This is a genomic window from Poriferisphaera corsica (assembly GCF_007747445.1).
GTDB lineage: Bacteria > Planctomycetota > Phycisphaerae > Phycisphaerales > Phycisphaeraceae > Poriferisphaera > Poriferisphaera corsica.
Genome location: NZ_CP036425.1, coordinates 2528037 through 2553887 on the forward strand (window position 1 = coordinate 2528037; position 25851 = coordinate 2553887).

Below are 25851 nucleotides of genomic sequence, written 5' to 3' on the forward strand. Positions count from 1 at the left end.
ATTGATCTTGTGATTCTGGCGGCCATTTTGTGCGCTCAGGCAGAAGGAATCTTTCGTAAAGCCACTGATCCGCTTAGAATAGACGTGGAGATATTGACGAGGTGCGCAATCATTTTGTGCGCGATAACACGGGAACCAATGCATTGAAATCGAAAAAAAGCAGATTGTTTGTGGGGCTATTTCTGTTAGGAATTTTGGCATTCTTTACGCTAACAGCTTGGATTTTCACGTCGATCAATCGTGATACGTCTGAAGAAGTTCTGCTGAAATTTAGCGATGGGAATACGGTGACTGCATTTATCAATCCGATGGGTGACGTGACCGTAAAATATGTTACACCAAACAATACTGAACGATTATTTATCTATTCGCCAAATAGTCTGGATGAGAATCTTACAAAGACAGACTACGAGCCGACATCAGGATTACTCACCTTTACAGTCGTAAGCGGCAATGGGCCTGACGCGGAAAAAACGGTTCATCAATTTAAAGTTGAACCAAATACAAAGATCGTTGAATCAGCGAATCAAATTGGTAAATAGTGGCCAAGCCTAATCAAGTGTTAGTATAGCCACTTTTAATCAGGTCTTTTGAAACGTGATGATACGGGGGAGGCGCGGGCCGGAGGAACAGCGAAACATGTTAGAGAGACAGGGGTGATGCAGGGTGATAAGGGTGTGATAAAGGGGAGATAAGGGGGGAGGTAATTGAGAATGTGTTGCTATGGCGCGACGGCTTTGTGCGCACGGAAAACGATTTTCGGGGGTTTTCATGTACATCAAACAACCTTGTTTTTGGCTAAAGATGCCAAACTATGAAGAAGAATGGTCCAACATTCTGAAGTTTCGATCGGCTTTTGCCATGCAATATGGGGGCATTTTCAGGTTTGTGCGCGCATTCACATAAGTAGGGATTTTAGCATGGTTTTTGCATGATATGTGCTTGCTGATAGAGCAATCTCGGATTAATTTAGATGTGTTAAGTTTTGATTTTCTGAACAAGGAGTTTGCTTATGGGCTGGGGCAGAACACTGCTGCTGGGCGATATTGGGAACCGTATGGATATTGCGGATACTGAACGTGATATCAATTTGCTGAAAAATAAGCTGTCACGGCAATCCTCAGCAATGAACGAAATTGCACAATTGAAAGACACGTTAAAGAACCAATCTGCGGTCGATCACTCGCAAGACAAGATGTTGTATCGGCTGCATCAGGAGAACGCGGAATTGAAGCTGTATTTGGCGTCGCTGATCCGATTGCTGTCGAGTAAAGGGCTGATCAGTGAAGAGGAATTACAAGCAATGGTAGAGCAGATTGATGCGAGTGACGGGGAAGCGGATGGACGGTTTGAGGGGGATGTGATTTAGGTGATGAGTCCTCAATGAGGCGGGGCTGAACTATGTGGGGCGAGGTGAATGAGGTTTGTGCCAGACCATTGTTTTACATTCAGTTCATGGAGCAATTGCGATGTTGTTTTATGTGATCATTGAATGGCGGAACTCGGCGGCGACATGATGGATTATGAGGTTTCGCTAGCTCGTAGATGTTTGGTGAAATTGAGGGATTTGACGGAGTGGTTTTTGAAGTGGTTGTCTTGTTGCAGATGTGTGATGCTGGCAGTTGAAAGATTGAAATGGACGTGGGTGGCGTTATCGAGTGGAAGACCGATCCAGTTGGCGATGATGAAGGTGCTGGCGTAACCGTGGCTGATAAGGATGAGGTTGTCGATGTCTGGATCACTAAAGAGTTGGGTCGTACACTCGTAGATTCTTTGCGCGAGTTCACGGGTGGTTTCAGCGTTTTCGATTGGGCGATGATCTAGGCGATTGTCATTTGGACGTGGAAGCCAATGAGCATCGAGCCATGCTTGCGGTTTACCTTCTGCTTTTCCGTAGCTAATTTCCCGGAGGTTGGGGTTTGCTGTGGATGTGGTATTGAAATGCTGTGCGATGATGTCCGCGGTTTGTAAAGCGCGTTTAAGATCGGATGAGATGATGGTTGGGGATTGGGCTGTGACTAGTTGGGTCAGTTGTTTGGCGATTGCGATGGCTTGAGATTGGCCGTGTGCGGTGAGAGAAGAATCGAACCAACCGCCGACAATTTTGTCGAGATGATGGGTTGCTTGTGCATGTGTGACGACAAAGATATTTTTCATGTTCAATACTGCACTATTGATTGATTATATTTTAAAAAGAATTTGGCGGTTGGAGCAGAGGTCATCGTTCTGATCACCTTTGGATTGGTGGTTGCTGACGGAGGTATGATCGCTTTGTGTGTGAAGTATGATGTGGGCGAAGCGTTGATGATCTTGGGCGCACCATTTTATACAGGGTGGGCAAACATCTTGATACGTCATTGATGCTTGTCTGTTAGATTCATAATAAAGGTGCTACTTTTTGCTTGCAAGTTATTCGTGAATATACGTGAAGTGTGTTGTCGTTTATTTAGTTTGGTTTTGGATGAGCTGCTTTGCGATATGCTTGGCGGTTTGTGCTGCATTGGGTTTGCTTGATACTTGCGCGGTAACGATAGCGCCCTCGAGGAGAAGGCTGAGTTCATCGGCGATTTCATTAGGATTAGAGAGGTTGGCTTCTTGAGCGAGGGTGAGGATGTAGTGATGGATGAGCTGTTTGAATTGTTTGCAGATTTGCCGAATGGTGGAATCGTCGGTGGCAAACTCACTTACGGCGGAGATGAACATGCAGCCATAAAACTTGTCGGCTTTGAACCAATCTTCGGCAACGTCGAAAAGAATAAGGAGTTGCTCAGCGGGGATATGTGAGCGGTTTTTGATTTCTTTCATGAAACTGTTACGAAACTGGCTATCATATTTTCTAAGCGCGGCATAGATGAGTTCTTCTTTGGATCGGAAATGTTGATACATTGTTTTTTTTGAGACGTGGGCGTGTGCGAGAATCTTATCGATGCCAGTGGCGTGATAGCCCCGCTGCTGGAAGAGCGTGATGGCGGTATCAATCAGATGTTCTCGTCTGCTGTTTTGCGTCATATCGCCTCATATTTAGAAACAGAGTGGTTACCTAAAAAATGGTAGGCGGGTTTTAAGAGAAAGTCATTAAGAGTCATTAATAACGCGATATTGCAGATTAAAACGTGTTTTTGAGTAAATATTCTGAATATATCTCATGGTTTGTTGATTGTTATGTCGGGCAAGGCTACAGTTCTGCGCAAAGTGAGAAACAGATCTGTTTCCTTGCTGCAAGAGATTAAGTGAGGGTAAGAAAGCGGATTAGCAACTGGGGAAAACAGGGTATTGCAGAAATTGGTTTGTGATATGAAAGGACAGAACGATGAGAAAGCTAAAAATTGTGATGATCGCGTATTTGTTGTTGGCAGTTACATCGCTTGTATTTGCAGCTAAAGATGAAGCGGTGAATACGGTTGGTGTCGAAGGTTATGATTTGATTTCGTACCATGATGTTAATGGGCCAATCGTAGGAAACGGGAATCACGTTGCGGTATATGATGGAACTACTTATCTATTTGCAAATGATGAGAATAAGGCTTTATTTGAGAAAGATCCGGAAAAATATATACCCGCGTATGGTGGATTTTGTGCGTATGGTATGGCGAATGGATATCGGTTTGCTGCAGATCCGATGGTTTGGAAGATGGTTGACGGGAAGCTGTATTTAAACTTTAGCCAAAAGGTGCAGGAGAACTGGGAGGATACACTTTCTGAGAATATAGAGAAGGCTAATATCGCTTGGGATCAGATTAAGGATGACGGACCCGACGCGAGTGTTTTTGGTGTGCAGGGATATGATTTGGTTTCATATCTATCAGGTGAGCCGAAACGTGGAAGTACGGCATATTTAGCGAAATATAAGGGCGTAACTTACCTGTTTGAAAACAGACAGAATAAGAGTACGTTTGAAAAGGATCCAGAGAAATACTTGCCTGCGTATGGCGGATATTGCGCGTATGGCGTTTCGGTCGGCCAAAAATTTGTGGGTGATCCAATGGTTTGGAAGATCGTTGACGACAAGCTGTATTTGAATCTTGACAAAAAGATTCAAGGCGTGTGGTCTGAAGATATCCCAAACAATATCAAGAAGGCTGATGTAGAATGGAAAAATCTGAAGAACAACTAATCAAGTATTAGGCGTTATTCGATGAAGTCAATATGGGCCTGCGCTGTTTGATCGGCGCAGGCTTTATTATTTTGAGTTAAGCGGTTGTGATACGGTCCATGATATTGAAAAGCGGGGTATGGTCGGAGAGATCGGAGACGGCGGTGTCGGCACCGGATTTGAGGAGGTCTTCGACAGAGAATGGGCCAGTGGCAACGGCGAATGCGTAGCAATCGTGAGCTTTGGCGCAATCGACATCTTTTGGGGTGTCGCCGATGACGATGATGCGTTTGGGGTTGGCTTTAACACCGATGAGAGATTCGTATTTTTGCATGGCAAGAAGCGTGAGGTCGGGACGGGATTGAGCTTCGTCGCCACAGGCTGAGATCGCAAACCATGCGGGGTCGATGCCGACGGCTTGTAGTTTGAGGTGAGCGCCTTCGGTGTAGTTGCCGGTGAGGAGGCCGAGCATGATGGGGGCACCGGTCTGGGCGAGATGATTAAGTTGAGCGATGAGTTCGTCGATGCCTGCATGTGATTTTACATCGTGCTGATTGAGTTCTTCATGAAGTGCTTTGAGGTATGCAGACTTGAAAGCTTCGTGATGCTGATGGTGGTCGGTGATGTTGTTGTGTTCAGCGGTTTGGCGGTAGATGATGGAATCGAGGTTGCCGGCGAATTGAACTTGCTTAATAGTGAAGTCGTCACCGAAGTGTTGCTTGGCGGTGCGGGACCATGCTTTGCCGCCGGCGCCTTTTGCGTCAAGGATTGTGCCGTCGATGTCGAATAGGAGAAGAGTGTGGTGCATATTTTAGTGCTAGTGCTAGTTGTTAGTGCTAGTTGGGAGTGAGGGAGGTTGAGAGGCGAGAGGGTGGTGAGTTTATATGGTAGCGGGGGAAGTGGAAAGTGTCAGGTATTAAGCGAACATCTACGAAGCGGCGCCCTTTGGGTGACGGCAATAGGATTGAAATTTGCTATGAAAAAAGCTCGCGGTAACGCGAGCTTGTATATGTTTGATTTGAGGCATGCCGTGTGTGATCAGGTGAAAAAGCTGACGGTTTGGTAGGTGATGAGTGCCAATCCGTATGCGAGTGCGGACATGTAACCAAGCTGGAAGATGGCCCATTTCCAACCGCCTGCTTCACGTCGTGTAACGGCTTGTGTGGGGAGGCATTGCATGGCGAGGACATAGAAGACTAAGAGAGAAAAAGAAGTTGCGGTGGTGAAGACTTTGGATCCATCTTCGCGGGTTTGGCGATCGAGCACCTTTGCGAAGCTGTTGCCATCTTCGGCGACATCTTCACCGACACCGTAGACGATGGCGAGCGTTGAGACGATCACTTCACGAGCGGCGAAAGATGAGAGTACGCCAACATTAATCTGCCAATCGAAGCCGAGAGGGCGGAAGACGGGCTCGAAAACCTTACCGGCACGGCCAGCGACGGAATATGCGAGTGCTTCTTTGGCTTGTATTTGTTCAATTTGCTGGGTGAAGTCGGCGACATTCGCTTCGTTTGTTGTTTGAAGAATTTGCTGATCAAGCTGGGCAATGCGTTGTTTCGCTTGGGCAGATTCTGCACCTTCGGGCATCTTGGGATACGTTGACGCGGCCCATAGAAGGATGGAGAGAACGAGGATAACGGTGCCTGCTTTTTTGACGAACATTTTACTGCGATCAAGGGTGAGCAGGAGAGCGTTTTTGATGGATGGCCGACGATAAGAAGGAAGCTCGATGACGAGTGGTTTTGATTCGCCGGGGAGGATGGTCTTCTTAAAAAGGAATGCCATGACGAGGGCGGCGATGATACCGAGCGAGTAAGCGGCGGTGAAAGCGAGGCCGGCGTAGAGCGCATTGCCTGCAAAAAGCAGAGCGATGAGCATGACGTAGACAGGGAGACGTGCCGAGCAGGTCATGAGTGGGAGCACGAGGATGGTGACGAGTCGGTCACGCCGATCTTCGATGATTTTGGTGGCCATGATGGCGGGGATGGCACAAGCGTGTGCGGAGAGCATTGGGACAAATGCGCGGCCGGGAAGGCCGACACGTCGCATGAGGCGGTCCATGACGAAAGCTGCACGGGACATGTAGCCGGTGTCTTCGAGGAGTGTGAGGAAAAAGAAGAGGATGAGGATTTGCGGGAGGAAGACGAGGACGCCTCCAACACCGCCGATGATTCCATCGACGATGAGTGATTTGAAGTCGCCGTCATCGAGGACAGAACCGACAAGTTCACCGGCGTAACCGAAGCCGCCTTCGATCCAGTCCATGGGGTATGCGGCTAACCAGAAAATCATAATGAAGACTGTAGCCATGACGGCGAAGAATGCGCCGATGCCGATGACGGGGTGCGTGAGGATACGGTCGATGGCCTCGGTCATTGGACCATGGGTGTGGTGTTCGGAAGAAGCGCCGGCACGATCGGAAACTTGCTCGGCCCAATCAAAGCGAGCGGCATATGGACATTCGCCACATGATGAACATGCGGTCAGTGATTCGGGGACAACGGCGGGTTTGTAGTGCTCGATAGAGATATCGAGTTGTTGTGTGAGTTGTTCAACACCTTCGCCGGTACGTGCGGAGATGGGGATGACGGGTACGGCGAGATCTTTGGCGAGTGAATCGAGATTGATTTTGTTGTTTTGCTTTTGTGCGATATCCCACATGTTGAGAGCCACGACGGTTGGGAGACCGAGCTCAATGACGCGTGCGGCGAGGTAGAGATTTCGCTCAAGGTTGGTTGCATCAAGAACAAGGAGGACGGCGTCTGGCTTTTCCATGCCGGGAAGGCGACCGAGCAGAACATCCTGCGCGACTTTTTCGTCAGGTGTGGCGGAGTCGAGGCCGTAAAGGCCTGGGAGGTCGAGGAGCTCGATATCACCTTTGGGAAGTTTGATGCGAGAAGCGCGGTGATCAACGGTCGTGCCGGCAAAATTGGCGGTTTTGGCGCGAAGACCGGAGAAGCGATTGAATAGCGTAGTTTTACCAGCGTTTGGGTTGCCAATGAGTGCGACAACCGGGAGCTGCGGCTTGCGTTGGTCGGCTTGCTCATCGACGACGGGCAGTGAGACTTTGTTCACAGGTTTTTCCTTGGGTAATTCGGTGGGCATGGGTACTGCTTTCAGGCGAGTTGGCGAGAGGCGGGATCAGCAACCGCTGCCAGTGCGGCGGCAAGGTTCTGTGTAAACAGATTTGGCGAGTCTGGCGGAAACACCGATGCGAACGCCAACAACTTTGAGAATGAGAGGGTCGCCCGCTTGAATGAGCTGAACACGGCGACCTTGGCAGATGCCCATGGCTTTCAGTCGATCGATATCATCGTGAGATGCGTCAACGTGTTTAATCTCAGCGATTTGGTGCGTATTGAGTTTGTGGATAGGGGTGTAGGCAGACAAGTCGAGCTGATCTGTGATGGGTTTTGGCGTGCTGGATTGCGACATAGGGCTGATACTCCAGAAGTTATGCCACTTTAAGGACATATGTGACGCAAAGACAATATTGATATTGAGAACCGATCTCATAATATAGGATAAGGTCCTGAGAGCTGCAAGCAGGATGGCGTATTTACGTGGAGTTTTTGATACTGGTTCTCAAAAATCTCGAATTGAGTGTGGAGTGAGCGTGACGGGGTGTAGGCATGAAAAAACCGGCGGATGCCGGTTTGGAGTTCTTTAAGTTTCAGTGTGAGCTTACCAATCGATCTTCTTGGGTTGCTGCTGCTGTTTCTTTTGCTCTTCAGCGGCCTTGGCACGAACATCATCGATGTATTGGAAAGTGTCGCTCATGGCTTTGGCATAGGTTTGAATGGTTGGGTTTTCGCTGCGAAGTGCGGCGATGAAGCCGGGATCGCTTTTGTCGGTGATATGTGTTGCGAGATACATAATGCGAACCATGATGGAATCGGAGCGTTGAGCGTTGTCGATCACACGCTGGAACTGGTAATTCTCAAGATTAAGCAATTTGACGGGTGTGAATCGGAGGAGCCAAGCTTTGGTGAGTTCATCGGCTTGGCTGTAGGTATCGTTGATGATTTGTGCGATCTGATCCTCGGTCTGCTGCTTGTTGAGATCCGGGTCATCGCTGGGGAGAACCTGCGTGATCGTGCCAAGGTATGCCAATGATGTGAAGTAGTTTGCTGAGTTGGGGTCTGTTGCGGCTTGTGTGCGCGATTCGATGATGGGCTTGGATGGGTTGTTGCCAAGAATCTGTTGAGAGTTGAGGGAGTCGTTGAGGCCGATGATTCCGGGAACGAGGGTACCGTTGAAGCTGGGGATGGGATCGGTGATGGCGTTGAGGTTGTAGATGATGGGGCTTTGCGGGTTATTTTGAGTGAAGAGGCCGAACATGGTTTCGGTGAGGTTGTAGGTTACGTCGATCTCATCATTTTGCGCGAGCTGAAGCTTGCGTTTGAGGTTGATGATGGTTGGCGGGGAGAGAGGAACGGGCTGGCCGAGAACGTACGCTTGCGCGGTCAGCATGCTTTTGCCGGAAACGGTGTAAGGCGTATCCATGGCAAGATCGATAGGCGCTTTGCTTTTGAGGCGAAGCTTAACATTAATTGGATCAAGGTAATTGATTTGCGGTTCCGCGGTTTCAACAAAAAGCTGAACCCAAGGATCATTGATGGGGTCGGCATTCCAGAGGCGGTTTGTATAACGATCCATTTGCCTGCGGATTGCGTCACCGACTGCGGTGGCTTTGAATTGTGCGTTTGCGCTTTGGAGTTGGTGAACGGCGAGGAGGACGGTGATGGCGTTGCCGCTGTAAACCACGTCTTGGAGAGCGGCTGTGCGAGCGGTCGGGTTCGCGGCTACGAGCGCGGAGCCGAGCGAGGCGTAAGGGTTGGTTTCTTTGTAAGCTTCGAAGGAAGTGCGAGCGGAGTCGAAATCGTTTTTGTCGTAGGCGATGAAACCACGAGCGATTTGAGCCAGTTCGTTATCGACAGGGAATTCTTTAAGTGTGGTGGCGACTTGATCAACATCAAACTTAAACATGGCGCCGAGCCATAGGTAATCAAGCTTGGCGAGTTCATCACCCTGCCCTGCCTTGGCGAGGAGTTCGGATTTGATGAGATCGAATGTTTCTTGAGGACGATCGCCTGAATCTATGGGGTCCATCGTGGAGAAGATGGCGAGTTGCGCGATTTGGAGTTCGAGTGGGAGTGGGATGGAGGGAAATTGTTCGAGACCGACATCGCCGGGGTTACCGCCAGACATCAGGGCTTCACGCTGCTTTTCGATTTTGAATTGGGCGTTAATGAATTGCTGGTATTGATCGATGATTTCGATCGCATTATCGCTACGGCCTGTAGATGCGGTTGCGATTGCCCAGAGCTTGACTTGCTGTGGATTGAGTGTTTCGGAAGACATTGCAGCAGCAGCTCGGTATTGTTCGGCTGCGCGAGTGAATACGCCTTGAGCCATGAGTAGCTCTGCGAGTTGTAGGCGCGGCTGGGGATTGTAAGGCATGGTTCGAACGAGTGAAATGAGTGCGGAGCCGAGTTGTTGTGTGGTTGCGCCGAGATCACTAATCAATTGATAGGTAAGAAGAGCGGCATCAGGATTGGATTCATCAAGGCTGGAAGCTTCGCGAAGCCAAAAAAGTGCTTGGCGGCGTTGCCCCATTTCATTCGCAGAACTGGCGGCATAGACAGCAAGTCGGCTGCGTAATGGTTTTGAGAATTGATTGGCAGATTTTGATTTGAGAATATTCTCGATTTTGGCAGAGCGGCCATCAATGGTTTGCTCTTTGTTCACAATCTTGATGATGAGATCGTATTGTGCGGCATCGTCTTGTGGAACGAGTCGAAGATAATTGCGGAGTGCTTTGATCGAAGCATCGGGATTGTTTTCGAGGTTGGCTAGTTCAGCGCGAAGAAGCCAAAGATTTGGGCTGTCGGGGTTGAGTTGTGTTGCGAGGTCAAGGAGGATTCTTGCGCGAATGATTTGATCTTGCCGAACGTCATCTTGACCAAAAAGAACGAAACTCGCGAGCTGCGCATATTGCGAAGCGAGCATTTGTTTCTGGGTTTGCGCGGGGGGGGAGGCGGTTTGTGCGTTGAGAGAAGTCAAGCAGAGGCATGCGAAGAGTGCGACGGAGAGTGTGGCGATACGTTTGCGTGAGAACAATCGAAGGTACACGGATCCAATCCCTTTCAGCGCGAGGTACGCGCGAATCTGAGTGATACTCGGCGTATGGCCGAGATGTTTCTGAAGTATAGCCTCCGTTAAGACATGCACGAAGTGTTGGCTACTCAGGTGGGAAAAGACGGACTGAGAGACAGTGATCGGGCTATATCCCATTGAGGGCGTAGGTGCCGATTGCGGATGCGGTGGCGAGGAGCAGCGTGGTGATGGTGATGAGTTTTGCGGCTGACGTGTATTTTACGTCGGCTAGCGGGCAGAGTTCGTCTGCGACCAATGTCATGGTAATGAATTCGGCGGCAGCAATCATGGCCACGGCGACGAGTTTAATGAGTGGTGAGTTTGCGTGGGCGAAGCAGCTCAGACCAATGACCAAAAGCATGGTCGCCCAGAGAGCTCCGAAGATAATTGAGAGAGAATGTCGTACTGCCTTTGAAACCCGCATCGGCAATCCTCAGCCCCGGCTATTGAGGTGATTGAGGTATTCGACCAATACCAAGGTCGTGACGGGGTTATAACCGTCAGTTTCGCGATACACAGACAGCAGTTACAGCCACTACAGGCTGCAATGTTGACCTATCTTAACATCAGATGTGTGATCAGGTTAAGAGGAAAATGAAATGAATGTGCAAATTGCATGAGGGTGGTTATGGACGCAGGCCGGTTGCTAGCTGGGCGGTAAAGTCTTCAGCAGCTTGTACGACTGCGTCGGAGCCGTTTGCTCGGTTTTCCGAGACGCGCCGAACCAGTGCTGAGCCAACGATGGCGGCGTCGGCGACGTCAACGACGGTGCGTACTTGTTTGGCGCTGGATATGCCGAAGCCTACTGCGATGGGAAGATCGGTCACTTTGCGTAGCGCGGAGATACGTTCAGGCAACTCTGGCGGCAAATCAGTAGATTCGCCGGTGATGCCAGCACGTGACATAAGGTAGACGAAGCCGCTGGAGAGCTTGGCGATTTCCTGAGCTCGCTCGATCGGCGTATTGGGTGAAATGAGCATGCTGATGATCAGGCCGGCGTCTTGGACGCGTTTGGCAAGGGTTATGCTCTCCTCAATGGGTGCATCGGGGATGATGAAGCCATCGATACCGGCTCGGGCAGCACGGTCGATAAAAGCTTGATCGCCCCAACGATGAACGATTGAGTATGAGACCATGGCTACGAGGCCGATGTCGAGCTGCGAGCGGCGTTCTTCAACCATCTCGAATATTTGCTCGATTTGGAGATTCCGTGACAGCGCGTAATGCATGGAACTTTCAATGACAGGGCCGTCGGCGATTGGGTCGCTGAAAGGGAAACCGAGCTCGCAGATGGAAGCACCGCCACGCTGAAGTGCGGAAAGAATTTTGCCAGTGGTTGGCAGATCGGGGTCGCCAACGGTCACATAAGGCATCAGGGCGCGGCCTGATGCTGGATCAGTCGTGCGTGATTCGGCCAACTTGCGGAAAATGCTCTCAATTCGATTCATGTGAATAGTCTAAACTGGTGCGGAGATTGATTCAACGCGTCAATCAGGATGGTTTGATCTGAAATTCTTTTTTGAGGCAGCCATCGAAATTGAGGATGTGCTTGAGAGCTATAAATTGAAACATTTGTTACATGAAATCCACATTTACCACTTGCGATCGCAGTAATCACATAAATACTAGCTGGGTCACAACGGTGCGATTACAATAGATTGTGGGGAAAGTGACAGTCGGGATTCTATAAGATTAAGCATGTATTAAAGAGCATGTTCCGGGACATCTCAATGCAGGTCAAGTGTGGTGTGAACATCTCTATATTAGAGAAATGGTTTTGTAATGATCACGTCAAGGAAATTTAAATCGAAAGCTACGTTGCTTCTTCGTTCGTGCCAATCGATTGTGATTACTTCGTTTGAAGATTTTGAACATCGTTCTGTACTGATTGCTGATTTGGAAAATAAACGGCAGTTGAGTATTTGGGATAGGCTCATGTTTATCGCGGCGACTGCGACAGCACTGCTGCAACTTGAATCACGGATGAAGGCAAAGGACTTTCAAGGGTTTTTCAAGGTGCTGTGCGAACAGCTTCGTAAAGTGGATCCGAAGGGTGACGAGATGCTCACGCATTTGGTGATGTTTATTCATCAGCGGGCAGAATATGGGGTGCCATTTGAGACCTCAATTGGGAGCTGGGTGATCTCGAATATTAAAGGGGCAGCCCCTACTGAAGCTGAATTGATTGTGGCACCTCAAATTGGCGAATATTTGGCAGATTCACTTAATTCATGGTGGACAAGAATTTAGTCCTTCATTGCGTGTTAAGTGTTGGGCGAGCAGTTTTACAAACATCTCTAAAAAGCTTCACACCTGAGCAGTTTTTTCGCGTATAGTCTTGATCATGCGAGAGCGATTACTCAAGCAAACACCGACGCTGATTGCAGCGTATTTCTTGTTGGGATGCCTAGCACGGCTTGCATCCTCACCAACACTTGAAATGGATGAGGCTGAACAGGTTTTGCTTTCGCAACTGCCGATGCGATGGGTCTATGGTTCACAACCACCTTTATACACATGGCTACAAAAAATAGTGATGGCCATGTTCGGCCAATCATTGTTTTCATTGATTGTTCTAAAAAATGCATTATTAGCGTCAACGTTCTTGCTGACCTGGGCAACGATCAAACGACTCACACAATCGCATCTTTACGCTGCAATTGGCGCGTTGATGCTGATGCTTGTGCCGCAATATATATGGGAATCGCAACGAGATTTAACGCATTCTGTACTGGTGACAACGTGTACCGCATGGACAGTTTATCTGGTCGTTCGCATCTACCAAACGCAATCACTGAGTAGTTACATGATGCTTGGTATTGCGATTGCGGCAGGAATGTTGTCTAAATACAACTTCGTCTTTCCTGTCGTAGGGTTAATGGTGGCAGCCTTATTTTTCAAGAACACTCGTGAATGCATCTTTAACTACAAAGCGATCAGCACGGTAGGTATTGCCGCCCTTGTAATCGGGCTGCAGGTCTATTTTATCTTAGACGCAAGAACTGAAGTACAAACGAATATTTCAGATTTCGCAATCTCTGGTATCTCTGTGAGTAGTATTTCGAAAGGCATCTATTCGTTTATTAGTGATTCCTTTGCTTTTACGATCTTACTGTTCGGGGTTAGCTTGGGCGTCTTGTATGGCACGACAGAACATGAGGAACTTGATGAGGATTCATTTGAGATAAGACGTTATTTTGGGATGTCTTTAATCGTAATTGTGCTGCTACTGGTGATCGCGTTTGCTGTGACAGGTGGTACGGATATTAAAGATCGCTGGTTGCAACCGTTGTATTATTTGCTGCCACTGTATCTTTGCTTGCGTTTGGCGCCGTATTACGATGAACATCGCCAGAATGTTGTGCTGCTCATACCGACGGGTATTGCGTTGATCATCTTTATCGTATTACCACTGCAGCCATTAATTTCAGCAGCAACGGGTAAACCATCACGCAGGAACGCGCCCTATCGCGAATTGGCTGAACAGTTGATTCGTAAAGGTGATAATAAACCCCAGATCTTGGCAGCCGACCGGAAGATTGGTGGGAATTTGAAGTTGATTATGCCGGGGGCGACCGTGATTTCGGCTGATTTACCGTCGTTAGATATGTCGATCAATCCCTCGTTGCCGACACTTGTGATATGGGAAAAGAAGGATACGGGGATGGCTCCGCAGCGATTGTTTGATCTTGTGAGTCAAGGGTTGCAGGTTACGTTGCCAGACGTACCACTTGATGCGGTTATGGCGGATCAGTATTACACTTCAAAGCATCAGATGACGTTGAATTATGACGTGATTGACCCGCAATGATACTGAATCACTTCTCAATATTCGGGTTACATGAATAGTTAGATTGTATGAATGCGAAATGATCAGCTTTTGATTGTATGGAGAAGGTATGCGCTGATCGGAAGATTGATAATAACGGGTAGCCAAGCGGCGCTGGCAGGCCCGAGATAGCTGCTTCCGGCTTGAAGGACGAGAATACCACCAGCCCACGCACCGACACATGCACCGGCGGCTTTGAGACCTTGCTTGAGCATGTTGCCAGGGATACGAGTGAGGAAGTATGGGAGGCCGATGACTAAGACGATGACGTTGAGGATAACGAGACTGAATCGGCTCCAAATGATTCGAGTTATGCCTTCGGCCGCATTGCCACTTAGTGCAGGGTTGCTGCGCATGGACTGCAGATTACCGATGGACAGAAGGTTGCGATAAAAGCTGGTTTGCCGCAGTTTCAGAACCGTGGGAGAAAGGTCCGTTTTGAAGAAATCAATCGCTTCTGGCGGCGAAATTTCCATCGGATTGTCGGGTGTCACAAAGGCGACACCTTGGACAAGCTTCCAACCGCCACGGTTGTCATCCCACGAGGCCTGCGACGCGCGGATCTGCTGAAGCGTGAGTCCACTGTCATCACGAACCAGAATACTGATGCCTTTATCAAATTGCTCTTCGTCTTTGAGGAAGTTCGCACCACTGATGAGATTCCCTTCGCCATCGCGTGCAAAAACGATGGGGATATCACGGGTTTTGTTTCGCTTAAGGTCGAGTTTATCGCGGGTGATGCGTTCGGCCATCGCGGGGATAGCGTATTCTTGAAGCGGCAGATTAATGATACTAAGAACACCACCCACAAGAACGATTGGCATGGCAATGCGATACAGGCTAATACCACTTGCGATAATCGCAGTGAGTTCGCGCGCGCGGATCATGGCTGAGAAAGTGAACCCCATGGCTGCGGTGACGATGAGCCCCGAGAAGAAGATGTATATCAAAAGCATAATGGGCGTGTAGTAATCAATAATGTAATACATCACGCCGATAAAACTCATAAAGCTGCCGGGCTGAATGGCATGTTTAATTTGCGAAACCTGATTGACATTTAGATCGAGCTCACTGGCAATCAGTGGATTGCTTGCCCCATCATCAAGTAATTCTGTGAGCAGTTCGCCTGAGACGTTGTATTCGCTGGCAACCGAAGTCACATTCTGCATCTTTGCCCAGTTACCACCGGCTTTGACAAAGTCATCCATATTGATGGTCAAGTCAACCAGAATAAACAGCAGCATCAACACCGAGAGCAGGATCACGAAGTTAACGAGGAAGTTCTTAATGATGTAAAGACTCAGTGTCTTCATTGATTGTTATCTCATGGCTCATCCGAGCAGTCATTCGTCCATCCGTTAATTTCGAGCCAAACGGCAATAGCTCACGCTAATCACAGCCAAAAGAATGAGGTTACCTGTCCATAACAGGCCAAGACTCATCGCAAGCGGTACTTCGACACGACCAGCCATATTCTGTCCAGAGTTCATGACGATAATGCTCAGTATGGCGAGCATGAAACTCCAGAAGTAAACGACCAGAGGCATTTGGTGTTTGAAGAGCAAACTGAGGATCGCACCGAGCAGCAAAAGGAGACTACAGGCGACTGCGGATGCGGCTCGTTCGTGGAGGTGGCCACGTATTCTGTGTGACAGCTTTTTCAGGCCGTCCGTCATACGGGCATAAGCGTTAACGACAGTACTGGATCGTTGGTACTGCGTGGCACCGGCTTCAACACGGTGCATCACATCGCTGACTTTCATATCTTTGGCAGGCATATCCAAGAGCGAATCACCGGCCCAGATAATTTTGGGCAGATCAAAGCTTTTTCGTTCGCCTGATCCGCTGTCGTTGGCGACCTGAACACCATCACCATCATCACCTAACTTGAGTGTCAGATATGGAAGGCCTGGCATCTTATCATTCACATTGACTTTAACTTCTGCTCGCTCGGCCATGAACATACTGCTGGGGTAACTTTGGCCTTCCAGACGCTCAGCAACAATGACTTTATCATCACCCATTGAGCGTAACATCAGCTTGTTATCAAAAACGACTGCTGAGGGTGCGCTGACTTCATAGAGTTTGTTTTCATCGTAACCAATACCTCTGAAGAGCAGTGGTTGCCCTCCCGGTACAGCGCTATCTTTGATTCGCTGCTCCAGATCTTCCGCTGCTAGTGCTTTAATGAGGTTTTGTTTTCGGTTGCCGATATCTTCGAATCGTTCGGGATTGCGTTCAAGTTCGAAAAGCTCAGGAAGGGATTGAAACTTCGGTTTATCACGGAAAAAACTTTGCTGCACCAGTGGCGGGAGCTCTTTCCAACCTTCCATTTCTGTCCTTACAGAGCCGGGATCATTGTAGTACGCATCAACCAGTACGACTTGTACGGTTGATTGATCTTGCTCATTATCGTGACGCATGTACAACCATGCTTCACGCGCACTGCCATCGTTATTCATCTGCCCATCTCGATCCATTTGAGCGACGGCGACGCCTTTCAAACGGATAATCTTAGTGAGCATTGGATCTTCGGTGAGCGTTTTATCTGTGATGGGTATTTGATCAGCAGAATTGGCATATATCGCAAAACCATTTTGAACGTACGGTTGGCCCTCGTTGAGACTTGTCACCAAACCGGTAATGAGGTCTTGCTGTATGGTTTTTTCAGCCTGCTTAAAGAAGGCTGGAATGACAAAATTGGAAAGCCCAAAGAGGCCCATCGTGAGTACAACCCCAAGCACGATCACAGGCATGAGAATCGCTCGGTAACTCATACCGCTAGCGCTACACGCGGTAATTTCGTTATCTTGCACCATGCGTATAAAAACGAGCGTACTGGCAAAAGCACCCGCGAACGGCAAAGCGAAGCCAAGCATCGTGGGAGCGGTAAGGATCACAAATTTTGCAAATAAAAGAGGAGTAAGCTGACCGTCACTGAGCGGCTTGATTGCTGCGGCAAAACTGATGACGAGCATCAATGTCAACACAGAAGCTGCTAGTAGCTTCAACAACTCACGCAGGATGTATTTATAAAATGTCCAAGGCATATCAAGCTTGATCCACCAGATTCTCGCTGACCTCTGATCACTTTCCTGTTGTTCACCCCGATCAAGCTGTTGCCTGACCCGATGATTGAACCTTACCTAAGCTCACCCCATCCTTAGTTGAATGATTCGGCTGACTGTAGGCCACGGTCATAATTAAGACCAGTTTACCCGCTCATATTTCTTTATGCAGCTTTTATCCCCGCCGCGACTTATTTCCCACATTGTCTATGCAGACAAATGGCAGCCCCTCCAAACGGGCCTGCTGATCATACGAACACCCTTCTTCACGAGTTCGAAAAAGATTCATATCCTCTTACAAACCAATAAATTATGATTTCAATGCCGCCTTTTGGACCTTAATGAGCTTCTTGATACCCTTTTCTGCCAAATCCATCATCTCATCGAGCTCAGCTCGGCTAAAGACACCAGCCTCTCCCGTCCCCTGTACCTCAACGAATTGCCCCTTGTGGTTCATCGCGACATTCATGTCCACCTCTGCACGCACATCAAGTTCATAATCTAAATCGAGGAAAGCCTGCCCGTCGATGATACCAACGCTAATAGCTGCCATGGGACCTTTGATAGGGTTCTTTTCAATCAATCCCTCTGACATCGCCCATTGGACAGCTTTGCTCAGCGCGATCCAAGCCCCAGTAATCGAAGCGGTACGCGTACCACCGTCAGCTTTAATGACATCACAATCACAAGTGATCGCAACACCCGGCATTTTTTTCAGATCCACAGCGGCTCGCAGAGCGCGGCCAATCAACCGTTGAATTTCTGTTCCACGCGAATCATTTCCACGCCGCTTACGGTCTGGCGTACTGCCGGGAAGCATATTGTATTCTGCCGTCACCCAACCCTTGACGAAATTCCCCTCTTCATCCTTAGGCAACCAACGCGGCGGATCACTAGCCACACTCGCAGTACAGATGATTTTTGTTTCTCCCATCTCGATCAAGATACTGCCGGGAGCAGCTCCTGGAAATTGACTGACCTTAACATCTCTTAGTGCATTTGCACGCCGTTTTTTCTGTGTGGTTGTTGCCATGCATCACATTGTCACGAATCAGAACACATCTGCAACCCCTGCCCTGATACCCAACATGAACGATCACTCAATAAATTCGATATCTTCGGGAATCTTCATTTCAAAAAACGATTTATCTTTCATCTCAAAACTTATGGGATCAATTACAGCTTTAAACTGTTCACGCGAGCTCATATTGTTCACGGCATACTCTGTAATCAACCACGATTGATCGGGACGCCGTACTTGATTTCGAATCATAATATCCATCTCTGGCACAGATTTTCCTTCAGCAACACCCATTAAGAAAATCACTCGCTGAGGCACAATTGGGTTTACTGCCGGATCAATCCAATACTTAAACACATCATCCGAATCAAATTGCGTTAATACAATGATTCGCCTGCCATCATGCTTCAGTTCCTCAACCTCAAATCGATCACCCGATTCGAGTAAACTTCCCAGCCCATTAGCCCCCAGTTTCTCAATTTCTGGTAACAAACCACTCGGCAAAATCTCAAGATCCTGTGGTACCATTCGTTTACCCCTCTTCTCTTGCTGGCTGAACATATAGCCATTTTCCCCATCCCATATCACATTGAGATCTATAATCATGCTTCCTATTCTTTTATACATTACAGATTTTTTATACCGCCAAAGAAGTGATTTTTCTTGGCGATGAATAACGATTTCTTCAACAGTAGCTGAGTACGGCTTCTTGATACCGATCCAACTGTCTTCGCCAATCACATCAATAATCTCGGTATGATTGTTATGAAAACTAATACTCTCATGACGTACATGTGCATGTAAAGGTAAATCAGATTCCATTGACTTAGCCATCAATTCAGCTAATTTTTTTGCGTCTGAATAATCGTATTGGATTGACTGCTTTTCTCGCTTCTCATCCGAATCTTCAGCATACAGCAATGCTGAATAAAATCCCAAAGAAAGGCTAAATATACACACAAAAAAACAATTGATCTTCATCATATTTTCTCGAATTCAGGATGATCTCAATTATAAATTAATTGCATATTAAGAACTTTGCGTGTTCGCTAAACTTTTCGTCTCTGCTACCTCTGGCACGCTGTCCCATATTGCACACAAGACTGCATCCTTCTTTACACCGCCCCATAAGCCTCGCTCATTGCCTGATCGTAACCCTTTAAACAACTGAATCATCTGCTGCACTTGTTCGTCCTCTGGGCTCTCCATGCCCCAAACCCGAATACTTTCATGCGGTGTTTGCCCCATCATCTCACCATCATAAGCTAACTCTTCAAACAACTTCTCGCCTGGCCTCGCCCCTGTCACATCAATCTTCACATCAACATCTGGCTCGAAACCCATTGCGATGACAAACCGTTTCGCCATATCCATAATTCGAATCGGCTGCCCCATGTCTAGCAAAAACACTTCGCCACCCTCAGCATACGCCCCCGCCTGAAGCACTAACCCTGCGGCTTCAGGTATCGTCATGAAGTACCGCGTCATACGATCATCCGTCACCGTCACCGGCCCGCCTCTGCCTAACTGCTCACTCCAGATCGGCAACACGCTACACGCACTACCCAAAACATTACCAAAGCGAACCATTGTAAAGATCGTTTCGCTCTGACTATTCATCCATTGCACATAAAGCTCTGCCAACCGTTTCGTCGCCCCCATCACACTCGACGGATTCACCGCTTTATCCGATGAGATCATCACCATCCGCTCAACACCCCACTTAGCCGCAGCGTCCGCCACATTCTTCGTGCCAAAATAATTATTCTCGACCGCCTCACTCGGATGCCCCTCCATCATGGGCACGTGTTTATGAGCAGCCGCATGGAAAATCACATCCGGCTTCTCCGCCCCAACTAAATCACTGGTTCGCTCACGCTTGGTAATATCACCCAACACCGTCCGCACTTCCACCTCACCGTATACCCGCCGCAGTTCACGATCAATCTCGAATAAGCTGTTCTCCGATCGATCCATCAACACCAACTTACTCGGCCTGAACCTGCAGACAATCCGCGCAATCTCACTGCCGATTGAACCACCCGCCCCTGTAATCAACACCGTCTTACTGCTAATAATGCTTTCAATCGGTTTCTCATCCAACGGTCGCGGCTGCCGATCAATCAGCTTTGCCACATCCAGCGGCTCGCGGCTATTCAGTGACACCTTCCCACCACCCAGATGCAGATGCTCCGCCCCACGCACATCGCTGCGACCATTGAGCTGATCACTCAGCGTTGGCATATAACACCAATTCACCCCGATTCTATCTAAATCTCTGGTCACACCCCGTAATTCTTCCCCCATGCTCATCGGCAAACTCACCAAAACTAACCCCACACCCGACTTCTCAAGCACCTCTCTAAGCCGCTCTAAACCGCCTAGTAAACGCATCCCCAACTCAGCCTCTTCCCCCGCTCCGCGAACCGTCAAACAGCCCAATAACACGGGGCAATCATCAACCACTTTTAAGCAATGCGATAACTGCCCCACACTCAACGCTGTCCCCACGACCAATGCAACCCGCCCACGCCCCCCATAACCACTCATTTTCACGTTTACTGGCTCTTCCATGCAATATTTATCGGCCTCCCCACCCCGTATCCTCCACCCACCAAACACCCTTCTAAAAAAAGTCCATAATTTTCCGCTTTTTTCGCCTGTAACGTCTAAACCGATTACCAGTTCTTGTCGATACCAAAACTATCAGGCCATAATCTGATACACGTCATTGAAATATTGGTGATATCTGTAATCTCTCTCGTTTGCCAGATTCATCCATTTCCGGCGCAAATATACGGACGAGATTTTGTGGATCCAGGACGATCCAGGAGTATTGAATCATGCCATTAACTTTAGGCCCACAAGCCCAGCACGAAGGACGCGAACACCCACGCATCCCCCTTCCCGCTATGTACACCCTCCTTCGACTGCGAAAGCTTGACGCTCCTCATTTTGACAGGACAGGCCACATCTACGACATCTCAATGTCTGGCATACGATTCGAACTCGACTTCCCACTCGAGCCCGGCGAACAGGTAGAAGTCAAAATCATGCTACCCGGCTCATCACAGCTGACCTTCTCCGCGTCCGGCACCATCATCAGAATGCACACCGACGACGAATGCGGCCCCGTACGCATGGGACTCGCATTCAACGAGTTCGGCTCCATCAATGAACGCATCAAGTTACAACAATACATCAACTACCGCGGCTTCCTCCCTGAAGACGCTCCATCACGGGCCGCCTAAACAAACCGAACCAAGCCATCACTCAAAAACGCTGCCATATGGCAGCGTTTTTTCTGTCGTATCTATAGCCTACACGCCATACACCCCAAACCAATCATGTGGCTTTTGAATACACTAAATTTTTTGCTTGTCATGCAGTACTTTATTCAAGTCAAAAAATCGTTCAGCATTTGCATCAACAGATAATATGAAATTATCAATTGATATACCTCGTCTTTTTGCTAAAAACGCCGCTGTATGCACCACGTACTTCGGTTCATTAGTTCTAATCTTGCGATAGGGCACAGGTGTCAAATACGGTGAATCCGTTTCAATAAACATTCGATCTAATGGCACGAGATCACTGGCCTCCGCAATCTCAACCGCATTCTTAAAAGTAACAATCCCAGTAAAGCCGACCATTGCTCCCAAATCCAGAATCTTTTTCACGTCCACCACATCCCCAGTAAAACAGTGAAAAACAAAACGCTTCCCATCAATCCCAGCTTCTCGAATCATACCGATCACATCATCCGTCGCCTTCCGATTATGAATCACAATCGGCAACCCACAATATTCCTGCTCTTTCGCTAATTCCAACTGCCATGCAAAAGCACGTCGCTGATCTTCTGCAGGTGGGTCAGGATAATGCCAATCCAATCCCATCTCCCCTAGCGCAACAACCTTCTTGGCTTGCCAATTGTCCAGAACAGATCGTAAACCCGTCTTAAATGCCGCTTCATCCTCAGAGCCCTCAGCATAATGCGGATGCACACCCACCGTTGCAAAGACACACGAATGCCGCTTCGCAACTTCAATCGCTTTCGCCGCATCCGCTGCAGTCGTCCCAACGCTAATCATCCGATCAACACCAGCCGAATTCGCATCCGCAACAACTTCCACTTCGCGTTCAGCCAATCCGTCATACGTCAAATGGCAATGTGTATCTATCACGTGTTCACAACCTCTCAGCCCCCATCTTTCACTTTAAATCAATTAGTCGTTGCACCGGCCCCATACATTGATTATCTCTACACAACTGATATTGTAAAACCGCACTTTCTAAAAGCCCCTCTCCACCACAGCTAATCTCCAATTCAACCACAACTTCCCCTTCATAAACCTCAATCTCCATCATCGTCGCCCCATCCCCTATCCGTTTCGGATGCGTCGGAGGATAGTTCACACCCACCGCCCAACCGCGTTCAATATCATCCTTTGACAATGTCACATCTAACCCAATAAAGCCACTCTCCTCTGCTTGAGAGCCGTAAATATATCCACCCTCGGGCAAGTTTAGCCGAAGCTCATATTTTCTTTCATTCTGCTTTCGAACACCAACCATAACCTGCCATGCGTCCGTTTCATCTTTTGTTTCCACTGAATTTGAAGTATGCATCAATTGATCCAAGAAATTTGATGGTAGGATTTGTTGACTTCTAATCAGCGATTGGATTAATCCCATAACACCCGAGCCGTATCCATGAATTTCTTCACTGTATCGTCGCAAATCTTTCACGACGCGATTCGCATACTGATCCTCTCCTGTTAAACCAAATAAATCCAAACCATTTAGCACCATCATACCGACCCCACTAGGCATCGCTCCATCACTTACGGATTGGCATCGCACAAACAATCCACCATCATCCTCAACATCGTAATACCCACCATTCGCTTCATCCTCAAATTTTCTTAATACCTGCTCATGCAAATCTTGCAGCATAGTCTGATATTGCTCTTTAGATTCAACATCAGCTCTGATCAACCTAATCAATCCATGCATTAGCGTTGCGTAATCTTCAAGCATCGCCTTTCCGCTCACACACTCACCATTCTTAATCCGATTCAACTGGCCATCAACAACCATATACTTCATCAAAGCACCAATGCATTTTTTTGCAGCATCGACATATTTAGCCTCACCCAAAACCCGCCCAGCATCAGCGAGCCCACCTGCAATAAGGCCATTCCAACTCACAATCACTTTCTCATCGCTCATAGCCTGCTTACGTTGATCTCTAGCTATCTTCATCAATCGTACAATTTCTGCATAATCAACCTCATCAATCTCTTCATAACCGCCATCTCTCAAATCAACGCGTACAAGCACATTCGTAGCCTGAGCCTCAGGATGATGTGGATCATTAAAGTTCGCACCAGATCGAAAACCAAAGAAGCTCAGTGCCACTTTCTCTAAACGCTCATCTCCAATCGCCTCATGAACCTCTTCCTTTGTCCAAACATAATTTTTTCCTTCCCAACCATTAACTTCAGCATCCTCAGCACTAAAAAACAAACCATTCACGTCTTGCATCTGCTCTATCAAATACAAACACGTCCCATGCATCACACGGCTATATTCACGCTTTGCGTTTTCATTTTCTTCAATCTCAAATGCCCGCGCATATAAACTCAGCAATTGCCCCTGATCATATCCCATCTTCTCAAAATGCGGCACCACCCACGCTCTATCCACTGAATAGCGATGGAACCCGCCACCCAAATGATCGTATATCCCACCACTGGCCATCATCAATAGTGTTTCTCGCACCATCTCCCACATCTCACCTTTCACACCCTCATCTTCCTCCCAACCCCACGCCTCAATCAGTCCCTCTAATATCACGGGTTGCGGAAATTTCGGGCCGCCCCCTCCTTGACCACTCCCACCATCAAACCCACACCACTCCGTATCGTATCGCCTCATCAATCCTCGTATTGCCTGAACAATCACGCCATCATCCAAACCCCTGCCCTGCATCCCACGGCCACGCATCGCCTTCTTCACCGCATCCGCTAGTTTTACCGCCTGGTCTTCCACATCTATCTTTCGATTAGCCCATGCATCACTCATCCCCAGTACCACATCGCCAAAGCCCGGTTTTCCCCATTTCCCCTCAGGCGGAAAATAAGTCCCACAATAAAACGGTCTCAATTCATGATCTAAAAACACATTCATCGGCCACCCCCCACTCCCCGTCATCAACTGCGTTGCCATCATATACACCCCATCCACATCCCCTCTTTCTTCCCGGTCGACTTTCACACAAACCAGTCGCTCATTCATCAACTCTGCAATACGTTCATTCTCAAATACCTCTCGCTCCATCACATGACACCAATAACAAGTCGAATACCCCACACTCACAAAAAGTGGCACATCTCGTCGCTTCGCCTCCTCAACAGCCTCCTCACCCCATGCCCACCAATGCACTGGATTCTCCGCATGCTGGCGTAAATACAAACTTCCCTCTTGACCAAGCCTGTTCTGACCTTTATGCCTATTCATAAGTTAGAATCCTAGAATTCTGAGATTAGTTTAAATTACCGTACATGCAGCAGTGTTATACTCTACCTGACAAAGGAGATAATGGCCGACTGATGACAAGCAACACGACTACTAAAAACCCTTACCTCTACCCTTTATATCTGCCCACATCACACCACGCTCTGACTCAATCAATTCCTCTAAGCTATCCTCAATCTCATGTAAAAAATCCAATCCTGTCATCGCCTCCACCTCATCAATACTCACCACATACCTCTGCAAATCTATACCACTCACATTACTTCCCTTCTGAGGCAGGTAGAACGCCAGTACTTCTATGCCTCCATCCTTACTTCCTCTGACCAAGACCTTATAAAACCCATCAGGCCCCCAAACCTTTCGGCCACTCAAAAATGCGCGACCAATCGTCTTTCCTTCACCCTCAAACACAGGCCCCGTCAAAACCCAAACCACACCATAATCACGTGCATATTCCGTACAGACCTCTTCTAATCTCAACCATGCCCGCTGATTTAGCACTCCCAACTGTGGCCAGACATTACTCGTATAAAACGAATCCCGAGCACTTGCTTCCCCCCATCCACGCGAATCATCAAACGAAACCATATGCCCTCTATCCCAAACCCGCTTCCCCTTCTCATTATTATAATCCTTATGTTGACTAACCTGATACCCCTGTTTTTCTAGCCAACTATCCTTTTTAAAACGCCAGCCCTTTCGGCTAATCTCGCCCCCGCGATCCACCATCTCAGCGGTCAATTTAATCCCTGTCCATCGTGACCCCAAAGCTCTACCATCATAATAGACTGAAAATCCATGATATTTCCTGACTCGCGTCACACCCTCAAGATGCCCCCTATACCCCGGCTCGCCAAACACCACATGCGGATACTCTAAACCTTGATCAAAGCTACCATCACCCCAATCAACCTGCTTTTTGATCACCTCTTCAGTTATACCATCACGATCCTGATTCAAGCTTGGCGCCTCTACAAGCTTTTCAACTGAAACCGAGGCCCTACGATGATCCTGATTCTTTGAAACACGCTCATAATCTATCCGCGTGTTAGTACCTTCAAATGCACATCCGCTTAAAGTGAAAATAAAAATGGTTACCAGACACATCCATACTTTTTGCGATCGTTTCATCCGAATA

At 48.2% G+C, this 25851-nt stretch carries 22 protein-coding genes; 6 read left to right on the top strand and 16 right to left on the bottom strand.

The window, feature by feature from the left end:
* Positions 1-101 precede the first annotated feature (101 nt).
* Entirely contained in the window at positions 102-542 is a 441-nt protein-coding gene (locus KS4_RS10425; RefSeq protein ID WP_145077721.1) for a hypothetical protein, read from the top strand.
* A 470-nt stretch (positions 543-1012) separates the two neighbouring features.
* Positions 1013-1369: a hypothetical protein gene (locus KS4_RS10430; RefSeq protein ID WP_145077723.1), complete on the top strand. Its 357-nt coding sequence runs from the start codon at positions 1013-1015 to the stop codon at positions 1367-1369.
* A 152-nt stretch (positions 1370-1521) separates the two neighbouring features.
* On the opposite strand, the gene KS4_RS10435 is transcribed toward KS4_RS10430, so the two are convergent.
* Complete coding sequence (locus KS4_RS10435; RefSeq protein WP_145077725.1) at positions 1522-2157, bottom strand: histidine phosphatase family protein; 636 nt, start codon at positions 2155-2157, stop codon at positions 1522-1524.
* 285 nt (positions 2158-2442) lie between these two features.
* The gene (locus tag KS4_RS10440; RefSeq protein WP_145077727.1) at positions 2443-3009 is read right to left on the bottom strand and encodes a TetR/AcrR family transcriptional regulator; all 567 of its coding nucleotides are present in this window, start codon (positions 3007-3009) and stop codon (positions 2443-2445) included.
* A gap of 301 nt (positions 3010-3310) precedes the next feature.
* On the opposite strand from KS4_RS10440, the gene KS4_RS10445 reads away from it, so the two are divergent.
* Positions 3311-4114, top strand: coding sequence for a YHS domain-containing (seleno)protein (locus KS4_RS10445; protein ID WP_145077729.1), 804 nt, complete (start codon positions 3311-3313; stop codon positions 4112-4114).
* 76 nt (positions 4115-4190) lie between these two features.
* Here the strand turns inward: KS4_RS10445 and KS4_RS10450 are convergent, their stop codons facing one another.
* The 6 genes from KS4_RS10450 to trpA all read right to left on the bottom strand — a co-directional run bounded on the left by KS4_RS10450 (position 4191) and on the right by trpA (position 11703).
* On the bottom strand, positions 4191-4901 hold the full coding sequence (locus tag KS4_RS10450) for an HAD family hydrolase (RefSeq protein ID WP_145077731.1): 711 nt from the start codon (positions 4899-4901) through the stop codon (positions 4191-4193).
* A 230-nt stretch (positions 4902-5131) separates the two neighbouring features.
* A complete protein-coding gene (feoB, locus tag KS4_RS10455) occupies positions 5132-7201 on the bottom strand; it encodes a ferrous iron transport protein B (RefSeq protein WP_145077733.1) in 2070 nt (689 codons plus the stop codon).
* Between the two features lie 36 nt (positions 7202-7237).
* On the bottom strand, positions 7238-7531 hold the full coding sequence (locus KS4_RS10460) for a FeoA family protein (RefSeq protein WP_200761159.1): 294 nt from the start codon (positions 7529-7531) through the stop codon (positions 7238-7240).
* 249 nt (positions 7532-7780) lie between these two features.
* On the bottom strand, positions 7781-10231 hold the full coding sequence (locus KS4_RS10465; RefSeq protein WP_145077738.1) for a tetratricopeptide repeat protein: 2451 nt from the start codon (positions 10229-10231) through the stop codon (positions 7781-7783).
* 151 nt (positions 10232-10382) lie between these two features.
* A complete protein-coding gene (locus KS4_RS10470) occupies positions 10383-10679 on the bottom strand; it encodes a hypothetical protein (protein ID WP_145077740.1) in 297 nt (98 codons plus the stop codon).
* Between the two features lie 202 nt (positions 10680-10881).
* Positions 10882-11703: a tryptophan synthase subunit alpha gene (trpA, locus tag KS4_RS10475; RefSeq protein WP_145077742.1), complete on the bottom strand. Its 822-nt coding sequence runs from the start codon at positions 11701-11703 to the stop codon at positions 10882-10884.
* Between the two features lie 448 nt (positions 11704-12151).
* On the opposite strand from trpA, the gene KS4_RS10480 reads away from it, so the two are divergent.
* Positions 12152-12505, top strand: a complete 354-nt coding sequence (locus tag KS4_RS10480; RefSeq protein WP_145077744.1) for a hypothetical protein — start codon at positions 12152-12154, stop codon at positions 12503-12505.
* Between the two features lie 94 nt (positions 12506-12599).
* Positions 12600-14066: an ArnT family glycosyltransferase gene (locus KS4_RS10485; protein WP_145077746.1), complete on the top strand. Its 1467-nt coding sequence runs from the start codon at positions 12600-12602 to the stop codon at positions 14064-14066.
* Positions 14067-14128: 62 nt separating this feature from the next.
* Here KS4_RS10485 and KS4_RS10490 read toward each other — a convergent pair whose 3' ends face one another.
* From KS4_RS10490 to KS4_RS10510, 5 genes are all read right to left on the bottom strand, one after another.
* A complete protein-coding gene (locus tag KS4_RS10490) occupies positions 14129-15397 on the bottom strand; it encodes an LptF/LptG family permease (RefSeq protein ID WP_145077748.1) in 1269 nt (422 codons plus the stop codon).
* A 45-nt stretch (positions 15398-15442) separates the two neighbouring features.
* Positions 15443-17134 carry an LptF/LptG family permease gene (locus KS4_RS10495; protein WP_145077750.1) on the bottom strand — a complete coding sequence of 564 codons (1692 nt, stop codon included), beginning with the start codon at positions 17132-17134 and terminating at the stop codon, positions 15443-15445.
* A gap of 328 nt (positions 17135-17462) precedes the next feature.
* On the bottom strand, positions 17463-18185 hold the full coding sequence (rph, locus tag KS4_RS10500; protein WP_145077752.1) for a ribonuclease PH: 723 nt from the start codon (positions 18183-18185) through the stop codon (positions 17463-17465).
* A gap of 63 nt (positions 18186-18248) precedes the next feature.
* The gene (locus KS4_RS10505) at positions 18249-19157 is read right to left on the bottom strand and encodes a hypothetical protein (protein ID WP_145077754.1); all 909 of its coding nucleotides are present in this window, start codon (positions 19155-19157) and stop codon (positions 18249-18251) included.
* A gap of 45 nt (positions 19158-19202) precedes the next feature.
* On the bottom strand, positions 19203-20747 hold the full coding sequence (locus KS4_RS10510) for a polysaccharide biosynthesis protein (protein ID WP_145077756.1): 1545 nt from the start codon (positions 20745-20747) through the stop codon (positions 19203-19205).
* 269 nt (positions 20748-21016) lie between these two features.
* On the opposite strand from KS4_RS10510, the gene KS4_RS10515 reads away from it, so the two are divergent.
* Entirely contained in the window at positions 21017-21424 is a 408-nt protein-coding gene (locus tag KS4_RS10515; RefSeq protein WP_145077758.1) for a PilZ domain-containing protein, read from the top strand.
* 114 nt (positions 21425-21538) lie between these two features.
* Here KS4_RS10515 and KS4_RS10520 read toward each other — a convergent pair whose 3' ends face one another.
* From KS4_RS10520 to KS4_RS10530, 3 genes are all read right to left on the bottom strand, one after another.
* Positions 21539-22357 (bottom strand): TatD family hydrolase, encoded by an 819-nt coding sequence (locus KS4_RS10520; protein ID WP_200761160.1) that lies wholly within the window; start codon positions 22355-22357, stop codon positions 21539-21541.
* A 28-nt stretch (positions 22358-22385) separates the two neighbouring features.
* A complete protein-coding gene (locus KS4_RS10525; RefSeq protein WP_145077762.1) occupies positions 22386-24695 on the bottom strand; it encodes a thioredoxin domain-containing protein in 2310 nt (769 codons plus the stop codon).
* Between the two features lie 111 nt (positions 24696-24806).
* Positions 24807-25673 carry a DNA/RNA non-specific endonuclease gene (locus tag KS4_RS10530; RefSeq protein WP_200761161.1) on the bottom strand — a complete coding sequence of 289 codons (867 nt, stop codon included), beginning with the start codon at positions 25671-25673 and terminating at the stop codon, positions 24807-24809.
* Between the last annotated feature and the right edge of the window lie 178 nt (positions 25674-25851).

What these genes read in the sequence shown, in the direction of transcription:
- KS4_RS10495 (WP_145077750.1), bottom strand. Translation starts at nt 17,134, where the DNA reads ATGCCTTGGACATTTTATAAATACATCCTGCGTGAGTTGTTGAAGCTA.
- KS4_RS10485 (WP_145077746.1), top strand. Translation starts at nt 12,600, where the DNA reads ATGCGAGAGCGATTACTCAAGCAAACACCGACGCTGATTGCAGCGTAT.
- KS4_RS10450 (WP_145077731.1), bottom strand. Translation starts at nt 4,901, where the DNA reads ATGCACCACACTCTTCTCCTATTCGACATCGACGGCACAATCCTTGAC.
- KS4_RS10445 (WP_145077729.1), top strand. Translation starts at nt 3,311, where the DNA reads ATGAGAAAGCTAAAAATTGTGATGATCGCGTATTTGTTGTTGGCAGTT.
- KS4_RS10525 (WP_145077762.1), bottom strand. Translation starts at nt 24,695, where the DNA reads ATGAATAGGCATAAAGGTCAGAACAGGCTTGGTCAAGAGGGAAGTTTG.
- KS4_RS10505 (WP_145077754.1), bottom strand. Translation starts at nt 19,157, where the DNA reads ATGATGAAGATCAATTGTTTTTTTGTGTGTATATTTAGCCTTTCTTTG.
- KS4_RS10440 (WP_145077727.1), bottom strand. Translation starts at nt 3,009, where the DNA reads ATGACGCAAAACAGCAGACGAGAACATCTGATTGATACCGCCATCACG.
- KS4_RS10490 (WP_145077748.1), bottom strand. Translation starts at nt 15,397, where the DNA reads ATGAAGACACTGAGTCTTTACATCATTAAGAACTTCCTCGTTAACTTC.
- KS4_RS10510 (WP_145077756.1), bottom strand. Translation starts at nt 20,747, where the DNA reads ATGGAAGAGCCAGTAAACGTGAAAATGAGTGGTTATGGGGGGCGTGGG.
- trpA (WP_145077742.1), bottom strand. Translation starts at nt 11,703, where the DNA reads ATGAATCGAATTGAGAGCATTTTCCGCAAGTTGGCCGAATCACGCACG.
- feoB (WP_145077733.1), bottom strand. Translation starts at nt 7,201, where the DNA reads ATGCCCACCGAATTACCCAAGGAAAAACCTGTGAACAAAGTCTCACTG.
- KS4_RS10470 (WP_145077740.1), bottom strand. Translation starts at nt 10,679, where the DNA reads ATGCGGGTTTCAAAGGCAGTACGACATTCTCTCTCAATTATCTTCGGA.
- KS4_RS10435 (WP_145077725.1), bottom strand. Translation starts at nt 2,157, where the DNA reads ATGAAAAATATCTTTGTCGTCACACATGCACAAGCAACCCATCATCTC.
- KS4_RS10430 (WP_145077723.1), top strand. Translation starts at nt 1,013, where the DNA reads ATGGGCTGGGGCAGAACACTGCTGCTGGGCGATATTGGGAACCGTATG.
- KS4_RS10460 (WP_200761159.1), bottom strand. Translation starts at nt 7,531, where the DNA reads ATGTCGCAATCCAGCACGCCAAAACCCATCACAGATCAGCTCGACTTG.
- rph (WP_145077752.1), bottom strand. Translation starts at nt 18,185, where the DNA reads ATGGCAACAACCACACAGAAAAAACGGCGTGCAAATGCACTAAGAGAT.
- KS4_RS10515 (WP_145077758.1), top strand. Translation starts at nt 21,017, where the DNA reads ATGCCATTAACTTTAGGCCCACAAGCCCAGCACGAAGGACGCGAACAC.